This is a genomic window from Azohydromonas lata NBRC 102462, from assembly GCF_001571085.1.
In the GTDB taxonomy this organism is placed as follows: Bacteria; Pseudomonadota; Gammaproteobacteria; order Burkholderiales; family Burkholderiaceae_C; genus Azohydromonas; species Azohydromonas lata.
In genome coordinates this window covers 62,698-81,337 of the sequence record NZ_BCTC01000004.1, presented here as the reverse complement: position 1 = coordinate 81,337, position 18,640 = coordinate 62,698, and the positions used below count along the sequence as shown (strand labels likewise).

Annotated in this window: 16 protein-coding genes and 1 tRNA gene; 8 read left to right on the top strand and 9 right to left on the bottom strand. The window is 64.9% G+C overall.

Annotated features, from left to right (window positions below; genetic code table 11):
* Positions 1–3 precede the first annotated feature (3 nt).
* Both epsE and ALA01S_RS02960 read right to left on the bottom strand, forming a co-directional pair.
* Positions 4–894, bottom strand: a complete 891-nt coding sequence (gene epsE, locus ALA01S_RS31445) for a polysaccharide export protein EpsE (RefSeq protein WP_084267154.1) — start codon at positions 892–894, stop codon at positions 4–6.
* Positions 891–1,874: an EpsD family peptidyl-prolyl cis-trans isomerase gene (locus ALA01S_RS02960; RefSeq protein ID WP_084267153.1), complete on the bottom strand. Its 984-nt coding sequence runs from the start codon at positions 1,872–1,874 to the stop codon at positions 891–893. Before ALA01S_RS02960 ends, epsE begins: the two co-directional genes overlap by 4 nt.
* Positions 1,875–2,256: 382 nt before the next feature.
* Here ALA01S_RS02960 and ALA01S_RS02950 point away from each other — a divergent pair, with 382 nt between their 5' ends.
* From ALA01S_RS02950 to pssE, 5 genes are all read left to right on the top strand, one after another.
* Entirely contained in the window at positions 2,257–3,351 is a 1,095-nt protein-coding gene (locus ALA01S_RS02950) for a glycosyltransferase (RefSeq protein ID WP_066331831.1), read from the top strand.
* A 39-nt stretch (positions 3,352–3,390) separates the two neighbouring features.
* Positions 3,391–4,485, top strand: a complete 1,095-nt coding sequence (locus ALA01S_RS02945) for a Gfo/Idh/MocA family protein (RefSeq protein WP_066331829.1) — start codon at positions 3,391–3,393, stop codon at positions 4,483–4,485.
* An 86-nt stretch (positions 4,486–4,571) separates the two neighbouring features.
* Positions 4,572–5,441, top strand: a complete 870-nt coding sequence (locus ALA01S_RS02940; protein WP_066331950.1) for a hypothetical protein — start codon at positions 4,572–4,574, stop codon at positions 5,439–5,441.
* On the top strand, positions 5,438–5,902 hold the full coding sequence (locus ALA01S_RS02935; protein WP_066331827.1) for a glycosyltransferase family protein: 465 nt from the start codon (positions 5,438–5,440) through the stop codon (positions 5,900–5,902). The genes ALA01S_RS02940 and ALA01S_RS02935 overlap by 4 nt, the downstream gene beginning before the upstream one ends.
* On the top strand, positions 5,899–6,390 hold the full coding sequence (pssE, locus tag ALA01S_RS02930) for a PssE/Cps14G family polysaccharide biosynthesis glycosyltransferase (RefSeq protein WP_066331825.1): 492 nt from the start codon (positions 5,899–5,901) through the stop codon (positions 6,388–6,390). Before ALA01S_RS02935 ends, pssE begins: the two co-directional genes overlap by 4 nt.
* A 66-nt stretch (positions 6,391–6,456) precedes the next feature.
* Here the strand turns inward: pssE and ubiE are convergent, their stop codons facing one another.
* Together ubiE and ALA01S_RS02920 are read right to left on the bottom strand one after the other, a co-directional pair.
* Positions 6,457–7,188: a bifunctional demethylmenaquinone methyltransferase/2-methoxy-6-polyprenyl-1,4-benzoquinol methylase UbiE gene (gene ubiE, locus ALA01S_RS02925; RefSeq protein ID WP_066331821.1), complete on the bottom strand. Its 732-nt coding sequence runs from the start codon at positions 7,186–7,188 to the stop codon at positions 6,457–6,459.
* Between the two features lie 11 nt (positions 7,189–7,199).
* Positions 7,200–7,610, bottom strand: a complete 411-nt coding sequence (locus ALA01S_RS02920) for a gamma-butyrobetaine hydroxylase family protein (protein ID WP_066331818.1) — start codon at positions 7,608–7,610, stop codon at positions 7,200–7,202.
* Between the two features lie 93 nt (positions 7,611–7,703).
* Between ALA01S_RS02920 and ALA01S_RS02915 the strand changes: the two genes are divergently transcribed.
* Positions 7,704–8,690 carry a Bug family tripartite tricarboxylate transporter substrate binding protein gene (locus ALA01S_RS02915; RefSeq protein WP_066331815.1) on the top strand — a complete coding sequence of 329 codons (987 nt, stop codon included), beginning with the start codon at positions 7,704–7,706 and terminating at the stop codon, positions 8,688–8,690.
* Between the two features lie 86 nt (positions 8,691–8,776).
* Entirely contained in the window at positions 8,777–9,325 is a 549-nt protein-coding gene (locus tag ALA01S_RS02910; protein WP_066331813.1) for an MgtC/SapB family protein, read from the top strand.
* 20 nt (positions 9,326–9,345) lie between these two features.
* Here the strand turns inward: ALA01S_RS02910 and ALA01S_RS02905 are convergent, their stop codons facing one another.
* From ALA01S_RS02905 to secA, 3 genes are all read right to left on the bottom strand, one after another.
* Positions 9,346–13,257, bottom strand: a complete 3,912-nt coding sequence (locus ALA01S_RS02905) for a DUF3683 domain-containing protein (RefSeq protein ID WP_066331810.1) — start codon at positions 13,255–13,257, stop codon at positions 9,346–9,348.
* Positions 13,258–13,433: 176 nt separating this feature from the next.
* Positions 13,434–14,663, bottom strand: a complete 1,230-nt coding sequence (gene argJ, locus ALA01S_RS02900; protein WP_066331807.1) for a bifunctional glutamate N-acetyltransferase/amino-acid acetyltransferase ArgJ — start codon at positions 14,661–14,663, stop codon at positions 13,434–13,436.
* A gap of 48 nt (positions 14,664–14,711) precedes the next feature.
* A complete protein-coding gene (secA, locus tag ALA01S_RS02895) occupies positions 14,712–17,447 on the bottom strand; it encodes a preprotein translocase subunit SecA (RefSeq protein ID WP_066331805.1) in 2,736 nt (911 codons plus the stop codon).
* Positions 17,448–17,625: 178 nt separating this feature from the next.
* On the opposite strand from secA, the gene ALA01S_RS02890 reads away from it, so the two are divergent.
* Complete coding sequence (locus ALA01S_RS02890) at positions 17,626–17,925, top strand: hypothetical protein (RefSeq protein WP_238455673.1); 300 nt, start codon at positions 17,626–17,628, stop codon at positions 17,923–17,925.
* Between the two features lie 75 nt (positions 17,926–18,000).
* Here ALA01S_RS02890 and ALA01S_RS02885 read toward each other — a convergent pair.
* Positions 18,001–18,076: transfer RNA gene (locus ALA01S_RS02885), tRNA-Thr, on the bottom strand.
* A 45-nt stretch (positions 18,077–18,121) separates the two neighbouring features.
* Positions 18,122–18,640: a ClpXP protease specificity-enhancing factor gene (locus tag ALA01S_RS02880; protein ID WP_066331798.1), complete on the bottom strand. Its 519-nt coding sequence runs from the start codon at positions 18,638–18,640 to the stop codon at positions 18,122–18,124.

Genomic DNA, 18,640 nt, shown 5'->3' with positions numbered 1-18,640 from the left:
TCCTTAGAAAATGCTCTCGCGGACATAAACCACGTCGCCTTCGCGCAGTGGTTCGCTCATGGAAGGGGTCAGTATCTCGATATTGCCGTCGGCGGATTTGCGGTGAACCTTCAAACCACGCTCGGTACCCCGTGCGGTCAAGCCGCCACCAGCGGCCAACCCTTGCAGCAGCGTCATGCCGCGATCCAGGCGCAAGGGGCCGGGGCGCTGCACTTCACCATAGATATAAGCCGTGGGTGCACGGTCCACCCAAACTACATCGCCATCCTGGACGCGAGTTTCAAAAGCGGCATCTTGGGCACCTGAAGTGAAGGCGGCAGGCAGCGATATTTGCGTGCGGAACGGCCTTCCATCGCGCACACCCACCAGGGTGATAATTTCAGAGCCGCCATCGGCCACCCCTCCTGCGAGGGCCAGCAAGTCAGCCAGACGCATTTGTGAAACTTCCAGCGGATAACGGCCCGGACGATTCACATAACCCAGCACCGCGGCCTGATTGCCGCGTACCTGCATGATCAAAATCGAAACTTGCGGCTGCTTCACAAAATTGCCGGAACTCAGAGCGCTGGCAATACGCTGCTCAGCCTGGGGCACTGTCAGGCCTCCGACCTTCACCGCACCTATGAGCGGATACGTCACCATGCCGCTGTCGGTGATCCGGGTTTCCAATGCCAGATCTGGATTTTGGAAAACCGAGATCTTGATCGAATCTCCAGCGCCAAGTCGATAGTCAGCCACATTGGCCGCCGACGACGGCGCAGGAGCCGCAGGTGCCGGCACCTGCGCGGCTGCGACACGGGAACTGCTGGGAGTTTCGGCCTGCGCAAACGTGAAGGAGAAAACGGCCAGGGCAGCAATGGTGCCCAGACGCGCATGGCGGACAGATGAATTCATTTGTTCACCCCCATTCCTTGGTCAACTGACGAGGTATTACCCGACGCAATGGCGGGCGCGTTTGGCGTATCGGGCTCGCTGGGCCCGTTCACCACATTTGCGGCAGGCGCGGATGCCGCAGCTTCCGCAAATTTGCCGACGTATTCAATCTTGGCAGCCGTACGCAAATCCTTCATGTCGCGCTCCACCAATTCGCGCTTGCGCTGCGAAGCCAAGTACTGCTCTATGGCAGGCTTGGCTTTCTCAAAATCCACAGGCTGGAGCTGCGATTTCACCAGAACCAGCACTGTCGCGCCCGTCGGTGTGCGCATGAGACGGGCCTGCCCATCCTTCATCTGCGCAAACTCATCCAGCTTTTCCAGGGGCAGCTGCTCGGCAGCGCGCACGGCACGGTTTTGGGCAAATTTGATATTGCTGCTGCGCAAGTAATCGGCAAATGTATCAATATCCTTGGCAGCGGACAGGCGCTTGCCCAGTTCAGATAATTGCTCGCTTGGCAATTCGATGTTGAGCTCCTGCAGTTGATAAATGCGTCGCTCGGCGAACAATGCCGGCTTGTCCTTGTAAAACTTTTCCATTTCAGCCACAGAGGGCGGCGTGGCGGCATCGGCAACCCGCTCGACATAGGCTCGCGCCAAAACATCGCGCTTGGCAGCTTCCAGTGCCTGCAATACCGCTGGCTGGCGGTCAATTTTCAAATCAAGCGCCTTTTGAACAGCCAACTCCTGATCTATCAACCGATTCAAGGCTTGGCGGCTTGCAGCCTCCACGGCATCCTGCTTGACCTCCCGCTGCTGCAGCAGGTAATTCACCTGGTGCACCGATATTTCATTGTCATTGACTTTCGCGGCCACCTGGGAAGCGGCTTTTTCCTTGCCATTTCCACAACCGGCTAGTAATCCAAGCGTCATCACCAAAACCACACCGGTGCACAAAAATTTCCTGTGCGCACACGGAAGAGTATTTGCAGACGGCGCCATGCGTTGAGTATTCAATATTGATGGTGGCATGGCTGGTTACCAAAACTGTGACAAGACAACGTCATGACCTCTGGAGCGCTTTCGATGGGTCGCAGTAAACCGCCATAGACCATGCCGCGGCAGCCCCATGAACACGGGTACCAACGAGAATGGGGGTTACCCGTAGCAATAATGCACCCTCACTTTGGTAGCGAATCGGGCATCCTGGAATGCTAAGGTTTATCCATGAGGCGGCAATAAGCTGCCAAATGTGCATGAGGTAAATTTTTGAAACACAACCAAATTCTGCGCATGCTTGATGTATGCGCGACCGATCTGGCCGTCATGTTGAATTCCTGGAAGTGATCAAGGATTTACGACCATCCCGCACCGGAGTTCTTCGTTGAAAGTTCTTCACATCATCAATGGAGAGTATTACGCGGGAGCTGAAAAGGTCCAGGACCTTTTGGCGCTCGGGCTCACCGAATTGGGGCACGAAATTAATTTCGTTTGCTTCAAACCAGACAAATTTCCAGCGCTGCGTTCAGGCAAGGAAATTAGTCTTTACAAAATGCCGATGAGGCACCGGTTTGATTTCGGCTGCGCCCGCCAAGTCGCGAGGCTCGCGCGCGAGGGCGGATTCGAACTGCTGCATTCGCATTCGCCACGCGGCGCCATGATTGGGCGCATCGCCAGCCTGCTGGCCGGCGTACCCATGGTTCACCATGTGCATAGCCCGACCGCGCGCGATACGGAAGCCGCGTTCATGAACCGCGTCAACAGCGTGGTCGAGCGCTGGAGCGCCGCTTCCATTCAAGCGCTGATTCCCGTTTCGCGCAGTCTGGAGCGCTATCTGGTCGAGCAGGGCTTTTCTCCGCGGCGCATCTTCACCGTACCCAACGGCGTGCCTACACCCGGCCCGCTGCCGGTGCGCCCTACCCCTGCGGGTACATGGCGCATCGGCGCCGTCGCGCTTTTCAGGCCACGCAAGGGCATGGAGGTACTGCTGAAAGCAGCAGCACATTTGCTCCGCCAGGGCCGCACGCTGCGCGTGGTGGCCATTGGCGGTTTTGAAACGCCTGCCTACGAGCAGGAAATCAAAGCGCTGGCCGACAGCCTCGGCATTTCAGAACACGTGGATTGGCTGGGATTCACACGCGACGTTAATCAAGCCCTCGCGCAATTGGACGTGATGGTTTTGCCCAGTTTGTACGGCGAAGGCATGCCCATGGCGGTCTTGGAAGCCATGGCGGTAGGCGTGCCGGTGGTGGCTTCGGACGTGGAAGGTATTCCCGAAGTTTTAGAGCATGGCCGCACCGGACTGGTCGTACCGCCGGCAAATGACCAAGCGCTGGCAGGCGAATTGGCCGCATTGATGGATGGGCGGCACGACTGGGCACAACTTCGGCAGCAAGCTTATCAGCTGCAATCCGAACGTTACTCCTCCAGCAGCATGGCCCGCGCAGTATCTGACGTTTATGCGCAGGTGCTTGCCTGACCGGTAATCTTCAATATCTTTCTCACTCAGGAAAATGCGATGATCAGAACTACTGTATTGGGTTTGGGCAAAATGGGCCTGTCGCACTTGGCGATTGCGCGCGCCCATCCCGACATTGAACTTGTGGCCGGTTGTGATTCATCCACTTATCTCACAGACGTTCTTACCCAGTATTCCGGCCTGAAGTGCTACTCTGACTTCAAGAAAATGCTGGCCGAGGAAAAGCTGGATGCCATATTGATTGCCACGCCGTCCAAAATTCATGCTTCCATGGTAAGAACAGCGCTGGACCAGGGCCTGCATGTATTTTGTGAAAAGCCTTTCGTGCTCGATCCGGAAGACGGCTATCCCTTGGCCGAACTGGCGGAGCAGAAGAAGCTCGTCAACCAAGTGGGCTACCACTACCGCTTCGTCGGCGCCTTCAAGGAAGCAGCGCGCATCGTGCGCAGCGGCGCGCTGGGCGAGATCCACAACGTGCGCGCCGAGGCCTATGGCCCCGTGGTGCTGCGACCCAGCGGATCGACCTGGCGCTCGGCCAAGAACGAGGGTGGCGGCGCACTTTACGACTATGCCTGCCACGCCCTGGACCTGATGAATTTCGTGGCCGGCCCGCCCAGTACCGTCAGCGGCGTAGTACGCCATGGTGTGTTCTCGCGCGACGTGGACGACGAGGTGTACGCGCTCTTCCGCTACCCCGGCGGCGGCAGCGCACAGCTCAGCGTGAACTGGAGCGACGAAAGCCACCGCAAGATGTCCACCACCCTCTCGGTCTGGGGCACCAAGGGCAAGCTTGTCGCCGACCGCCAGGAGTGCCAGATTTACCTGCGCGAACCCCATGAGGCCCTGCCCGGCGCGCCCAAGGGTTGGTCCGTTCGCTACACGACGGATCTCACGCAAGAAGTCTGGTATTACCTGCGCGGCGAGGAATATTCGGCACAGGTGGATTACTTCGTGCAGAGCATCAAAATGGGCCGACTGGATGGCGAAAATTCGTTCCGCTCCGCGCTGCAAACCGACCGGCTGGTTTCCATGCTGCTCGATACCGAAAACGGGACCGCGCCGCAGCACGCTGCGGAAACCGCCGGCATGGCGGGTCGTCGCGGTGGTTTGTGGTCACGCCTGGTGGGCAGCTGAATTCCAGCAGCGATCCAAATACTCATTGACGACACGACTTTCATTTGCCGGACTCAACACCAATGCTCCAGCCCAACCAACAGCCCATGGACCGCGTTCTCTTTGGCGACAACCAGTTCTTCGGCGTGAACCACATGTCCGAGGAAAAGGCCCGTGCACAGGCCATGCGATTTCAGGACATTTCGGCCATCATCAACGTGCTGGACGCCGCCTACAAGGAAGGCATTCGCACCTTCATGTGCACCACGCACGATCGCGTGAATGAAATCTGTGATTACTTCCGCGAGCACAAGGCGCAATATCCGGATTACACCTTTTATCCTTGCATGCCTTATGCCCACAAATACGCCAATGCCGTCACCGAATACGGCATGCTGGAGGCGCTGAAAAAGTTTTTGCCCGAGGAAGGATCGTTGGGCGCGATGCTCAAGGGGGGCATGGCGCTGGCAAACAAGGATATCGAGAAAATCCTGCAGTTGCTGGTGGATGCGGAAATGAAAATGTTCCGCGGCCTGAATACCCCAGTGATATTCCTGCAAAACGTCATCACCGATTTGTTCCTGGGTTTGAATCTGAAACCCGTGCTGCGCATGTTCCATGACCACGTGCGAAATGCCTACGGCGCCGAGCCGGGCTACATCACCATGAATTTGCCCAAGCTGCTGGACGTGCTGGATGAGCTGGGCATAGAAAATCCCGTCGTCTGCTCCAACATCAACAAGATTGGTTTTCGCATGTGCGGCGGCATTCCGGCCTACGAGCAGGCCATTGCGCAGCGCCGCTTCAGGCCGGTGGCGATGTCGGTGCTGGCCTCCGGGGCGATTGCGCCGCAGGAAGCCATTGATTACGTGTGCCAGCAGCCGCGCATCGAGTCCATCGTGTTCGGCGCCTCCTCGCGCGCCAACATCCGCCACACCAAGCAGCTCATCGACGAGCTGACGCTGGCACCGCAATGAAGCTGGTCGTCGGCGCCTCGGCGGGCGGGCACGCCAACGAGCTGCAAATCCTGCTGCGCAACGCGCGGGGCTTGTGGCCGGCGGAGCCGGCGGCCTACATCACCACCATGGCGATTGCCGCGTCGGGCTTCGACGCCGGCAACCGGCCCGTACACGTCATTGGCGAGTGCGACCGGCGCAAGCCGCTGCAAGCTGTGGGTGTGCTGGGCCGCACGCTGTGGCTGGCGTTCAAGGAGCGCCCGGACGTGGTAGTGACCACCGGCTCCATGCCGCTGGCGCTGTTTTGCATCTGGTCCAAGTTGCTGGGCGCCAAAGTGGTGTGGATAGACAGCGTGGCGCAGATCGAAGCGCTGTCCGTCAGCGGGCGGCTGATGCGCCGGGTCGCGGACCTGTGCCTGGCGCAATGGCCGGCCGTGGCGGCGCGCTATCCGGGTGTGGAATACGCCGGGGAGGTGTTGTGATCCTGCTCACCGTGGGCTCGATGTTTCCCTTCGACCGCCTGGTGCGCGCGGTGGACGAGCATGTCGGCGCCGGGCGCATCACCGAGGAGGTGGTGGCGCAGATAGGCGATGGCCGCTACGAGCCGCGCCACATGCCCTTCCACCGATTCCTGTCCCGGGTGGAGTTCGAAAAGCTGCTGGAGCGCGCCGACATGCTGCTCAGCCATGCCGGCGCCGGCACCATCGCCATGGCGCTGGAGCACGACAAGCGGCTGCTGGTGGTGCCCCGCTTGGTGCGCCACGCCGAGCACGTCAACGACCACCAGATCGCCACCGCCCGCCGCTTCGAGGAGCTGCAGCACGTGCTGGTGGCCTACGAGACAGCGCAGATTCCCGCCCAACTGCAGGCGCTGCAGGGCTTTCGCCCCCGCCAGCGCCACGCCGCGCCGCAGCGGCTTGCCGAGCGCATAGGCCGCTTCCTGGCCACGGAGTGCGCGCCACGCGCTTGAGAACGACGGCAACCCTGCTGCAATTCGGCCCGCTCGCGGGCCGAATTGCAGCTTACGAGGGGCTTCTCAGCACTTGATGCCCACATGCAGCGCCACGACGCCGCCGGTGAGGTTGTGCACGTCCACATGGCCGAAGCCGGCGGACTTCATCATGGATTTGAGCGTGGCCTGATCCGGGTGCATGCGGATGGACTCGGCCAGGTAGCGGTAGCTGTCGGCGTCGCCGGCCACCATCTGGCCCAGGCGCGGCAGCACCTTGAAGGAGTACCAGTCATAGGCCTTTTGCAGCGGCGCGGCGACCTTGGAGAACTCCAGCACCAGCAGCCGCCCGCCCGGCTTGAGCACACGGGCCATCTCGGCCAGCGCCCCGTCCTTGTGCGTCATGTTGCGCAGACCGAAGGCCACGCTCACGAGGTCGAAAGCGCCTTCGCGAAACGGCAGCCTCTCGGCGTCACAGATGGTGCTGGGCAGCACCATGCCTTTGTCCAGCAGCCGGTCGCGGCCCGTGCGCAACATGGCCTCGTTGATGTCGGTGTGCACCACCATGCCGCTGGCACCGACCTTGGGCGCGAAGGCGCGCGCCAGGTCGCCCGTGCCGCCGGCGATGTCCAGCACGCGCTGGCCCTCGCGCAGATTGGCCACCGCAACGGTGTAAGCCTTCCACGCGCGGTGCATGCCCATGGACATCAGGTCGTTCATCACGTCGTACTTGGACGCGACGGAATCGAACACGCCGCGCACGCGGCGCGCCTTTTCCTGCTCTTCGACGGTTTCGAAACCGAAATGGGTCTGGCTCATGAAGCGTTGGTTCAGTGGTGGTGGCCGCAGGAAGAACCCGCTTTTTCGGGCATGGGCGCGTCGCGATCGACGCCGGCCGCCTGCAGCCGTTTCTCGTAGTCCTGCCACAGCTGCGCCTGCTGCGAGCCGAGGAAGTACAGGTATTCCCAGGTGAAGATGCCGGAGTCGTGGCCGTCGGAGAACGTGGGCTGTACGGCGTAGTGGCCCACGGGCTCAATGGCGTTGATCTCCACCTGGCGCTTGCCGGTCTGCAGCGTTTCCTGGCCCGGGCCATGGCCCTGGACTTCGGCCGAGGGCGAATACACGCGCATCAGCTCGAAGGGAATGCGGAAGTTGGATCCATCATCGAAGCTGATTTCCAGCTGCCGTGACTGCTGGTGCACGGTGAGGGCCGTGGGTTGATGCTGGAAGCTGCTGCTCATGAAGACTCCGGAAAACGGTGCGCCCGCGGGCGCGGTCAAGCCTGATTATCCCGCTGGCTAAGATCGCCCAATTTGGCCCCGCCCACGACCCCAATGAACCTGCCCCGCCGCCGCCTGCTCCACGCCGCCAGTGCCACCGCGCTGGCCTCGCTGTCACCCTGGGCCGCCCGCGCGGATGAGGCGGCCTGGCCGTCCAAACCCATTCGCTGGGTGGTGGCCTACCCGGCCGGCGGCGGCTCGGACTTCCTTGCCCGCCAGCTCGCGCCGCAGATGGGCCGCCAGCTCGGCCAGACCCTCTACATCGAAAATCGCCCGGGCGCGGCCGGCATCATTGGCACCGACAACGCCGCCAAGTCCCCGGCCGACGGCTACACGCTGCTCACCGGCGACAACGGCGCCATGGTGTTCCATCAGGCCATGTACAAGCGGCTGCCCTACGCGCCGCAGGACTTCGCGCCCGTGGGCTTCATGGCGCGCTTTCCGCTCATCGTGGTAGTGAATCCGCAGTCCGGCTTCGACGACGCGCGCCAGTGGCTGCAGGCCCTCAAGGCCAACCCGGGCCGCTACAGCTACGCCTCGCCCGGCATCGGCAGCCCGCACCACCTCGCCATGGAGTTGCTCAAGGAGCGCACGGGCAGCTTCGTAGTGCACGTGCCCTATCGCGGCACGGCCTTCGCATCGCAGGACGTGATCGCCGGCCAGGTCCCCATGACGGTGCTGGACACTGCCGCCGGCCTGCCTCTGATACGCAGCGGCAAGCTCAAGGCGTTGGCCGTGATGGGGCGACAGCGCATCCCCGCCCTTCCCAACGTGCCCACGCTGCAGGAAGCGGGTGTCAAGGACTTCGAGGCCACGGCCTGGCAGGCGCTGTTCGTCCCGCGCAGCACGCCGCAGGCCATCGTCAATCGCCTTTCGGCCGAGATGCACAAGGCCATCCTCACGCCGGAGGTGAAGACGCGGCTGGAGGAGTTCGGCCTGGAGGTGCTGCCGGGCGAGCCGGCGGCGCTGGCCGACTTCGTGCAGAAGGAAACCGCCTTCTGGCACGGCCTGATCAGGGCACGGCACCTGTCCGCGGAGTAAGCCGCGGCCACGGGTAGGCGCCATTCTTGCCCTGCCCGCCGCATGACCAGCAGCCACACCCGGAGCGATACCGGCGTACCCACGCAATGAGCTGGGCGGTGGTGCTGGACACCCTGGAGTCGGAATTCGCCGGCCTCCAGGACACGGAGCAACTCACGCGCGCGGCCACTCGGCTGCTGCTGGCGGTCTTGCTTGGAGCGGCCATAGGCTGGCAGCGGGAGCAGCACGGCAGTGCTGCCGGATTGCGCACGCACATGCTGGTGGCACTGGGAGCGGCGCTGTTCATGCTGATACCGGCGCAGGCGGGACTCGGCGGTGACGGCCCCAGCCGCGTGCTGCAGGGGGTGGTCGCGGGCATTGGCTTCCTGGGGGCCAGCGCGGTGCTCAAGCTCGGCGATCGAGGCAAGATCCGCGGCCTCACCACCGCGGCCGGCATTTGGACGACGGCTGCCGTGGGGGCCGCCGCGGGCCATGGCCACGCGGCCACCGCGTTGATGGCCGCCCTCATCGTCCTGGCCATCCTCGGTGCCGTGGCACGCCTGGAGCGGCGCTGGCGCCCACGCAAGGCCTCACGCCAAAAGGAGCGGCCGTCTTCGGCGCCCCACCGCATCGGCAGCGGCGCGGACGAAGACTGAAGCAGCCGCTGCAGCTCAGGTCAGACCAGCACGCGCTCGATGCCGCCGGTGTTGGCTTGGGCCACGTAGTCCGGCATCCAGTTCTCGCCCAGGATCTTGCGCGCCATCTCGACCACGATGTAGTCGGCCTCCAGCAGCCCGTTGTTCAGGTCCTCGCCGTAGCGGCTGAGCCCCTGCAGGCAGCTTGGGCAGGAAGTGAGGATCTTGATGTCCTCCTTGGCGCCGACCTTGCCCGCGTCGCGCAGCACGGCCTCGGTCTTGCGCAGCTCCTCGGTCTTGCGGAAGCGGATCTGCGTGGAGATGTCCGGGCGGTTGAGGCCCAGCGTGCCGCTTTCGCCGCAGCAGCGCTCGCTCTTGAGCACGTTGGGACCCATCAGCGCCTGGACCGTCTTCATCGGCTCCTGCTGCTTCATGGGCGTGTGGCAGGGATCGTGATAAAGGTAGGCGCCCGCGCTGTCGAGCTTGATGCCTTTCTCCAGCAGGTACTCGTGGATGTCCACGATGCGGCAGCCGGGAAAGATCTTGTCGAACTCGTAGCCCTGGAGCTGGTCGAAACAGGTGCCGCAGCTCACCACCACGGTCTTGATGTCCAGATAGTTGAGCGTGTTGGCCACGCGGTGGAAGAGCACGCGGTTGTCCGTGATGATCTTCTCGGCCTTCTCGAATTGGCCGCTGCCGCGCTGCGGGTAGCCGCAGCAGAGATACCCGGGGGGCAGCACCGTCTGCACGCCCGCATGCCACAGCATGGCCTGCGTGGCCAGGCCCACCTGGCTGAACAGCCGCTCCGAGCCGCAGCCGGGGAAGTAGAACACCGCCTCGGTGTCGGCCGTGGTCAGCTTGGGGTTGCGGATGATGGGGACGTAGTTCTTGTCCTCGATGTCCAGCAGCGCACGCGCCGTCTTCTTGGGCAGCCCGCCGGGCAGCTTCTTGTTGACGAAGTGGATGACCTGCTCGCGCACCGGCGCCGCACCGTGCGTGGCCGGCGGCAAGGCCGTCTGCTTGCGGGCGGCGAGCTTGAACAAGTCGTTGGCAAAGCGCTGCGCCTTGATGCCCACGCCCAACATCGCCGTGCGCGCCAGCTTGATGGTCTCCGGGTTGGTGGCGTTGAGCATGAACATGGCCGCGGCGCCGGCGGGCCGGAAGCTCTTCTGGCCCATCTTGCGCAGCAGGTTGCGCATGTTCATGGACACGTCGCCGAAGTCGATCTTCACCGGGCAGGGCGTGGCGCACTTGTGGCAGACCGTGCAGTGGTCGGACACGTCCTCGAATTCCTGCCAGTGCTTGATGGACACGCCGCGGCGCGTCTGCTCCTCGTACAGGAAAGCCTCCACCAGCAGCGAGGTGGCCAGGATCTTGTTGCGCGGGCTGTAGAGCAGGTTGGCGCGCGGCACGTGCGTGGCGCACACGGGCTTGCACTTGCCGCAGCGCAGGCAGTCCTTGATCGACTCGCTGATGGCGCCGATGTCGCTCTGTTGCATGATCAACGACTCATGCCCCATCAGGCCGAAGCTCGGCGTGTAGGCATGCGCCAGATCGGCGGCGCGCACGTCCTGGCCCAGCGCCTGCGGGTTGCGCAGCAGCTTGCCCTTGTTGAAGCGGCCTTCCGGGTCCACGCGGCGCTTGTAGTCGGCAAAGCCCTGCAGCTCCTCGTCGCTGAGGAATTCCAGCTTGGTGATGCCGATGCCGTGCTCGCCCGAGATCACGCCGCCCAGGCTGCGCGCCAGCACCATGATGCGGGCCACCGCCTCATGGGCGGTTTGCAGCATCTGGTAGTCGTCGGAGTTGACCGGGATGTTGGTGTGCACGTTGCCGTCGCCGGCGTGCATGTGCAGCGCCACCCACACGCGCGAGCGCAGCACCTGCTTGTGGATGCGGCGGCACTCCTCCAGGATGGGCGCGAAGGCCGCGCCGGCGAACAAGCCCTGCAGCGCCTTGAGCACCTGCGTCTTCCAGGAGGCGCGCAGCGTGGTGTCCTGAATGAGCTCGAAGAAGCTGCGCCCGCCGCCCGGCTGCAGGTCGTCCAGCTGCTGCAGCCACTGCTGCCACAGTTGGCGCACCTCGCGCAGCAGTTGCAGCGCCTGCTGCACGCGGTCCTCCAGCAGCTCGGCGCTGGGGATCTCGCTGGCGTCGTCGCTCTTGCCCAGGGGCAGGTTGCCGCGGGTGAAGAAGGCTTCCAGCGCGTCGAGCAACTGCAGCTTGTTGCGCAGGCTCAGCTCGATGTTGATGCGCTCGATGCCGTTGGTGTATTCGCCCATGCGCTCCAGCGGAATCACCACGTCTTCGTTGATCTTGAAGGCGTTGGTGTGGCGCGCAATGGCGGCGGTGCGCTTGCGGTCCAGCCAGAACTTCTTGCGCGCGTCGGCGCTGACGGCGACGAAGCCCTCGCCGGAGCGGCCGTTGGACATGCGCACCACCTCGCTGGCGGCGCGGGCCACGGCCACGTCGTCGTCGCCCACGATGTCGCCAATGAGCACCATCTTGGGCAGCGTGCCGCGCTTGCTCTTGGTGGCGTAGCCCACGGCGCGCAGGTAGCGGTCGTCCAGGTGCTCCAGGCCGGCCAGGATGGCGCCGCCGTCCCTGGCCTGGGCGAACATGTAGTCCTTGATCTCGACGATGGAGGGCACGGCGTCCTTGGCGTTGCCGAAGAACTCCAGGCACACGGTGCGCACGTGCGCGGGCATGCGGTGCACCACCCAGCGCGCGCTGGTGATGAGACCGTCGCAGCCTTCCTTCTGGATGCCGGGCACGCCGGCGAGGAACTTGTCGGTGACGTCCTTGCCCAGGCCTTCCTTGCGGAAGATGCTGCCCGGGACCTCTATGGTCTCGGTGCGCTCCAGCGTCTTGCCGGAGGCATCGAAGTAGCGCAGCTCAAAGCGCACGCGCGGCGCGTCGTGAATCTTGCCGAGGTTGTGCTCCAGCCGAACCACGTCCAGCCACTTGGCCTCTGGCGTGACCATGCGCCAGGAGGCCAGGTTGTCCAGCGCCGTACCCCACAGCACGGCCTTCTTGCCGCCGGCGTTCATGGCGATGTTGCCGCCCACGCAGCTCGCCTCGGCCGAAGTCGGGTCCACGGCGAAGACGTAGCCGGAACGCTCGGCCGCGTCGGCCACGCGCTGCGTGACCACACCGGCGCCGGTCCAGATGGTGGGCACCTTGTGCGCCACGCCGGGCAGGTCGACCAGCTCGACCTCCGTCATCTGTTCCAGCTTCTCGGTGTTGATGACGGCACTCTTCCAGGTCAGCGGCACCGCGCCGCCCGTGTAGCCCGTGCCACCCCCGCGCGGGATGATGGTCAGGCCCAGCTCCACGCAGTCCTTGACCAGTTGCGCCATCTCCGCCTCGGAGTCGGGCGTGAGGACGACGAAGGGATACTCCACGCGCCAGTCGGTGGCGTCCGTGACGTGGGCCACGCGCGAGAGGCCGTCGAACTTGATGTTGTCCTTGGCGGTGTGGCGGCCCAGCACGCGGCGTGCGCGCCGGCGCAGCTCGGCAACCTCGTCAAAGGAGGCGCCGAAATCCCCCACTGCCTTGCCGGCCAGTGCCAGCAGCTCGCCCACCAGGGCGTCGCGCTGCGAATCGGTTTGCGGATCGCGGCGCTTGCCGATCTCGCCCAAGCGGTGCTGCAGGGCCTGGATCAGCGCCTCGCGACGCTTGGGGTTGTCCAGCAGGTCGTCCTGCAGGTAGGGGTTGCGCTGCACCACCCAGATGTCGCCCAGCACCTCGTAGAGCATGCGAGCCGAGCGCCCGGTCTGGCGCTGCTCGCGCAGTTGCAGCAGCAGCACCCAGGCCCGCTCGCCCAACAGCCGGGACACGATTTCGCGGTCGGAGAAGGACGTGTAGTTGTAGGGAATCTCGCGCAGGCGCGGCGCGTCTTCGACAGCGGCCGCCACGGCGGCGCCGGCCAGGGTATTGACAGGAATGGGTGCGTTCATGGGAAGCGGGCGCGCAGATCGCACCCGGGTGAGCGCGAAGAACCAAGGACTTTACCCCGCACAGGGTTTCCCCCCGAATCGAAGGGAACAGGCGAGGCACGTGGGCGCGAAGAAATCGCACCCCAAAATGAAAAGCGCGGCGGGCGGCACCGTTGGGCCGCCCGCCGCGCGACAACTCAGGAGCGGTAGTCGGCGTTGATGCTGACGTAGTCGTGCGAGAGGTCGCAGGTCCAGACGGTGGCGCTGGCGTCGCCGCGGTGCAGGTCCACCCGCACCGTGATCTCGGACTGCTTCATCACGCGCTGGCCATCGGCTTCCTGGTACCCGGGATGCCGTCCGCCCTTCACCACCACGTGCACGTCGTCCAGGAACAGGTCGATGAGGTTCTGGTCCAGGTCGTCAATGCCGGCGTAGCCCACCGCGGCCAGGATGCGGCCCAAGTTGGGGTCGCTGGCGAAGAAGGCGGTTTTCACCAGCGGCGAGTGCGCGATGGCGTAGGCCGCCAGGCGGCATTCGGCCTCGGTGCGGCCACCGTCAATGCGCACGGTGATGAACTTGGTGGCGCCCTCGCCGTCACGGACGATGGCCTGCGCCAGTTGTTGCGACACGGCAATCACCGCCTCCCGCAGCGCCTGGCCCTCGGCGGAGTCGAGCGCGGTGATCTCGTCGTGGCCCGCCTGGCGGGTGGCGACCAGCACGAACGAGTCGTTCGTGGAGGTGTCGCCGTCAATGGTGATGCGGTTGAAGCTGGCGTCGGCGGCTTCCTTGACCAGGGGCTGCAGCAGCGCGGGGGCGATCACGGCGTCGGTGGCGACGAAGCCCAGCATGGTGGCCATGTTGGGCCGGATCATGCCGGCGCCTTTGCTGATGCCGGTGACGGTGACGGTGCGGCCACTGATCTGCACTTGCCGCGACGCCGCCTTGGGCAGCGTGTCCGTGGTCATGATGCCCTCGGCCGCCAGTGCCCAGTTGTCGTCCTTGAGGTCGGCCAGCGCCGCCGGCAACCCGGCCTCTATGCGCTCCACCGGCAGCGTTTCCATGATCACGCCGGTGGAAAAAGGCAGTACCTGTTCCGGCGAAAGGTCCAGTTGCTTGGCCAGCGCGATGCAGGTGCGGCGCGCGCGCACCAAGCCGTCCTCGCCGGTGCCGGCATTGGCGTTGCCGGTGTTGATGACGATGGCGCGCACGCCGTTGCCGGCGGCCAGGTGCTCGCGGCAGAGCTGCACCGGCGCGGCGCAGTAACGGTTGAGCGTGAACACGCCGGCCACGGCCGAGCCCTCGGACAGGGTCATCACGGTCAGGTCACGGCGGTTGGCCTTGCGCACACCGGCCATGGCGATGCCAATGCGCACGCCCGGCACGGGCGAAAGCGTGGCGGGATCAGGCGCGGTCAGGTTCACGGGCATGGGTTCGACTCCTAGGCTGCGATACGGCTCAGCGGCGGGGCTGCAGGCTCAGCTGAGCTTGCCGTGGCACTGCTTGTACTTCTTGCCGCTGCCGCAGGGGCAGGGATCGTTGCGGCCGACCTTGGGCACCTCGCCGGCGGGGTCGGTGTCCTGCGACACCGAGCCGTCGTCGTTGGGATGCGTGTAAGTCACGTTGCCGACGTGGCCGGCGCGCTCTTCTATGGCCTCGGCGGCCTGCGCCACCTGCTCCTGGGTCTGGATGCGCACGGTCATGAGCACGCGCGTGACCTCGTTCTTGACCACGTCCAGCAGCTGGGCGAAGAGCTCGAAGGCTTCGCGCTTGTATTCCTGCTTGGGGTTCTTCTGCGCATAGCCGCGCAGGTGTATGCCCTGGCGCAGGTAGTCCAGCGCTGCCAGGTGCTCGCGCCAGTGCGTGTCTATGGACTGCAGCAGCACCATGCGCATGAAGGGCGTGAACTGCTCGGCGCCCACCAGCGCAACCTTGGAGGCAAACATCTCGTCGGCGGCGGCCACGACCTTTTCAAGGATGTCCTCGTCCGTCGCGGACTGGCTGCCTTCCACGAAGGACTTCAGCGCCAGCTCGATCTGCCACTCCTCGCGCAGCGCGCGCTCCAGGCTGGTCAGGTCCCACTGCTCTTCCAGCGTTTCGGCCGGGACGTGCTGGCGCACCAGCTCCGTCATGGTGCTGCGGCGCAGGTTGGCGATCTGCTCGTCCAGCGCCTGCGCTTCCAGGATCTCGTTGCGCTGCTGGTAGATGACCTTGCGCTGGTCGTTGGAGACGTCGTCGTATTCCAGCAGCTGCTTGCGCACGTCGAAGTTGCGGGCCTCGACCTTGCGCTGCGCGCTCTCGATGGAACGCGTGACGATGCCGGCCTCGATGGCCTCGCCCTCGGGCATCTTGAGCCGGTCCATGATGGCGCGTACGCGGTCGCCCGCGAAGATGCGCATCAGCGAGTCGTCCAGGCTCAGGTAGAAGCGCGAGCTGCCCGGATCGCCCTGGCGGCCGGAGCGGCCGCGCAGCTGGTTGTCGATGCGGCGGCTCTCGTGCCGCTCGGTGGCGATGATGCGCAGGCCGCCGGCGGCCTTGACCTGGGCGTTGAGGCCGGCCCACTCGTCGCGCAACTGCTGGATGCGGCGCGCCTTCTCGTCGGCGGGGATGCTGTCGTCGGCCTCCAGGAGCTGGACTTGCTTCTCGACGCTGCCGCCGAGCACGATGTCCGTGCCGCGGCCGGCCATGTTGGTGGCGATGGTGATCACGCCCGGGCGGCCGGCCTGGGCCACGATCTCGGCCTCCTTGGCATGCTGCTTGGCGTTGAGCACCTGGTGCGGCAACTTGGCCTTTTGCAGCAGCTCGGAAACGATCTCGGAGTTCTCGATCGAGGTCGTGCCCACCAGCACGGGCTGGCCACGCTGGTGGCAGTCCTGGATGTCCTTGATGACCGCGTCGTACTTTTCCTTGGTCGTCTTGTAGACCAGGTCCAGCTCGTCCTTGCGGACGGTGGGCCGGTTGGGCGGAATCACCACCGTTTCCAGCCCATAGATCTCCTGGAACTCGTAGGCCTCGGTGTCGGCCGTGCCGGTCATGCCGCCGAGCTTGGCGTACATGCGGAAGTAGTTCTGGAACGTGATGGAGGCGAGCGTCTGGTTCTCGCTCTGGATCTGCACGCCTTCCTTGGCTTCCACGGCCTGGTGCAGGCCGTCGCTCCAGCGCCGGCCCGTCATGAGGCGGCCGGTGAACTCGTCAACGATCACGACCTCGCCGTTCTGCACCACGTAGTGCTGGTCACGGTTGTAGAGGTGGCGTGCACGCAGCGCCGCGTAGACGTGGTGCATGAGCGTGATGTTGGCCGGGTCGTAGAGGCTCGCGCCTTCGGCCAGCAGTCCGGCCTCGGCCAGGATTTCTTCGGCGTGCTCGTGGCCGGCCTCGGTGAGGTAGACCTGGTGCGACTTCTCGTCCACCGTGAAGTCGCCGGGCTCGATGACGCCCTCGCCCGTGCGCGGGTCGGCTTCGCCGATCTGCTTCTTGAGCTGGGGCACCACGGCGTTGATGCGCACGTAGAGCTCGGTGTGGTCCTCGGCCTGGCCGCTGATGATCAACGGCGTGCGCGCCTCGTCGATGAGGATGGAGTCCACCTCGTCCACGATGGCGTAGTTCAGCCCGCGCTGGCTGCGGTCGGCGACTTCGTAAACCATGTTGTCGCGCAACAGGTCGAAGCCGAATTCGTTGTTGGTGCCGTAGGTGACATCGGCGGCGTAGGCGGCCTGCTTTTCCTCGCGGGCCAGGCCCGGCACGTTCACGCCGACGGACAGGCCCAGCCAGTTGTAGAGCCGGCCCATCCACTCCGCGTCGCGGCGGGCGAGGTAGTCGTTGACCGTCACCACGTGCACGCCCTTGCCGGGCAGCGCATTGAGGTAGACCGGCAGCGTGGCCATGAGCGTCTTGCCTTCGCCCGTGCGCATCTCGGCGATCTTGCCCTGGTGCAGGGTCATGCCGCCTATGAGCTGCACGTCGAAGTGGCGCATCTTGAGCACGCGCTTGCCCGCTTCGCGCACGGTGGCGAAGGCTTCGGGCAGCAGCGCATCCAGCGTCTCGCCCTGGGCCAGCCGCTGGCGAAACTCGTTGGTCTTGCCCTGCAAAGCCGCGTCGTCGAGCTTCTCGAACTGGGGCTCCAGGGCGTTGATTTGCTCCACCACGCGCCGGTACTGCTTCAGGAGGCGGTCGTTGCGACTGCCGAAAATCTGGGTCAGGAGCTTGGGCAACATGCAGTGGAAATGAAGAGGAGCAAAGCCGCGGGCCGCCGCGGCGGGCAAGCCGGGCAGTTTAACACCCGGGTCTTTGCGGCCCCGTGACGCCCGGCCGACGCCGCCTTGCCCGGCATCAAGGCCGCGCCCGCGGGGCAGCCTTGCGCGCTGTGGCTACACTTTGGCGATGGCCACCACCATGCCACCCGCCCTGCCGCTGTCCAAAGTGCTGGACGAAAACGCCGCGCTGCAGCGCCTGGCGCAGCGCCTGCGCGACTCCAACCAGCGCTTCGAAGTCGCCACCCGCGTCCTGCCCCTGGCCCTGCGCCAGCAACTGCGCGCCGGCCCCGTGGACGAGGAAGGCTGGACACTGCTGGCCTCCAACGCCGCCGTCGCGGCCAAGCTGCGCCAACTGCTGCCGCGCATGGAGCAGCAACTGCGCGACGCGGGCTTTGGCGACAAGCGCATCCGCATTCACCTGCGCCCCCTGGAGGGCTGAGCGGGTTTCGGCCGCGCCAAGAAAAACGGCGCGCACCGCAAGCGGTACGCGCCGTGAATCATTGAGTTTGCTTGGTGGTGCCGACTATCCGAATCGAACGGATGACCTGCTGTTTACAAGGCAGCTGCTCTACCAACTGAGCTAAGCCGGCACGGTGCACAGCGGCGGCATTTTAGCCGCCGCTGGCTTCACCTTTTCACTTGATGCGCTTGAGCGACGGACGGCCCGGCGTGGGCGGCTCCGGCGGCGGCTCGGGCGTGGCCGCCTCGTCGTCTTCCACGGGCGCCGGTGCGGCGGCCTCGGGCTCGGCCGTGGCCAGGCGCAAGCCCTGCGGCGCGGGCGACGGCGCAGCGGGCGCCGCCGTCTCGGCCGGCGGCTCGGCGACCGTGGGCGCCGGGAAGGCCATGCCCTGCCCGTTCTCGCGGGCATAGATGGCCACCACATGGTCCACCGGCACCACGATCTCGCGCGCACGGCCGCCGAAGCGGGCCTTGAACTCGATGAATTCGTTGCCCAGCTTCAGTCCCGAGGTCGCCTCGAAACCGATGTTGAGCACGATCTCGTTGTTCTTCACGTACTCCAGCGGCACCTGCACGCTGCGGTCCACGTAGACCGCCAGGTAGGGCGTGAAGCCGTTGTCGGTGCACCAGTCGTGCAGCGCCCTGATCAGGTAGGGGCGCGTGCTGGAGCCCTGGTCGGTGGAGGCCTCGCTCAT

Coding starts and splice junctions, on each gene's coding strand:
- ubiE (WP_066331821.1), bottom strand. CDS start 7,188: ATGAGCCAGACCCATTTCGGTTTCGAAACCGTCGAAGAGCAGGAAAAG.
- ALA01S_RS02935 (WP_066331827.1), top strand. CDS start 5,438: ATGAAGCTGGTCGTCGGCGCCTCGGCGGGCGGGCACGCCAACGAGCTG.
- ALA01S_RS02905 (WP_066331810.1), bottom strand. CDS start 13,257: ATGAACGCACCCATTCCTGTCAATACCCTGGCCGGCGCCGCCGTGGCG.
- ALA01S_RS02960 (WP_084267153.1), bottom strand. CDS start 1,874: ATGGCGCCGTCTGCAAATACTCTTCCGTGTGCGCACAGGAAATTTTTG.
- argJ (WP_066331807.1), bottom strand. CDS start 14,663: ATGCCCGTGAACCTGACCGCGCCTGATCCCGCCACGCTTTCGCCCGTG.
- ALA01S_RS02945 (WP_066331829.1), top strand. CDS start 3,391: ATGATCAGAACTACTGTATTGGGTTTGGGCAAAATGGGCCTGTCGCAC.
- ALA01S_RS02890 (WP_238455673.1), top strand. CDS start 17,626: ATGCCACCCGCCCTGCCGCTGTCCAAAGTGCTGGACGAAAACGCCGCG.
- ALA01S_RS02940 (WP_066331950.1), top strand. CDS start 4,572: ATGGACCGCGTTCTCTTTGGCGACAACCAGTTCTTCGGCGTGAACCAC.
- epsE (WP_084267154.1), bottom strand. CDS start 894: ATGAATTCATCTGTCCGCCATGCGCGTCTGGGCACCATTGCTGCCCTG.
- ALA01S_RS02910 (WP_066331813.1), top strand. CDS start 8,777: ATGAGCTGGGCGGTGGTGCTGGACACCCTGGAGTCGGAATTCGCCGGC.
- ALA01S_RS02880 (WP_066331798.1), bottom strand. CDS start 18,640: ATGAGCGAGGCCTCCACCGACCAGGGCTCCAGCACGCGCCCCTACCTG.
- ALA01S_RS02920 (WP_066331818.1), bottom strand. CDS start 7,610: ATGAGCAGCAGCTTCCAGCATCAACCCACGGCCCTCACCGTGCACCAG.
- secA (WP_066331805.1), bottom strand. CDS start 17,447: ATGTTGCCCAAGCTCCTGACCCAGATTTTCGGCAGTCGCAACGACCGC.
- ALA01S_RS02915 (WP_066331815.1), top strand. CDS start 7,704: ATGAACCTGCCCCGCCGCCGCCTGCTCCACGCCGCCAGTGCCACCGCG.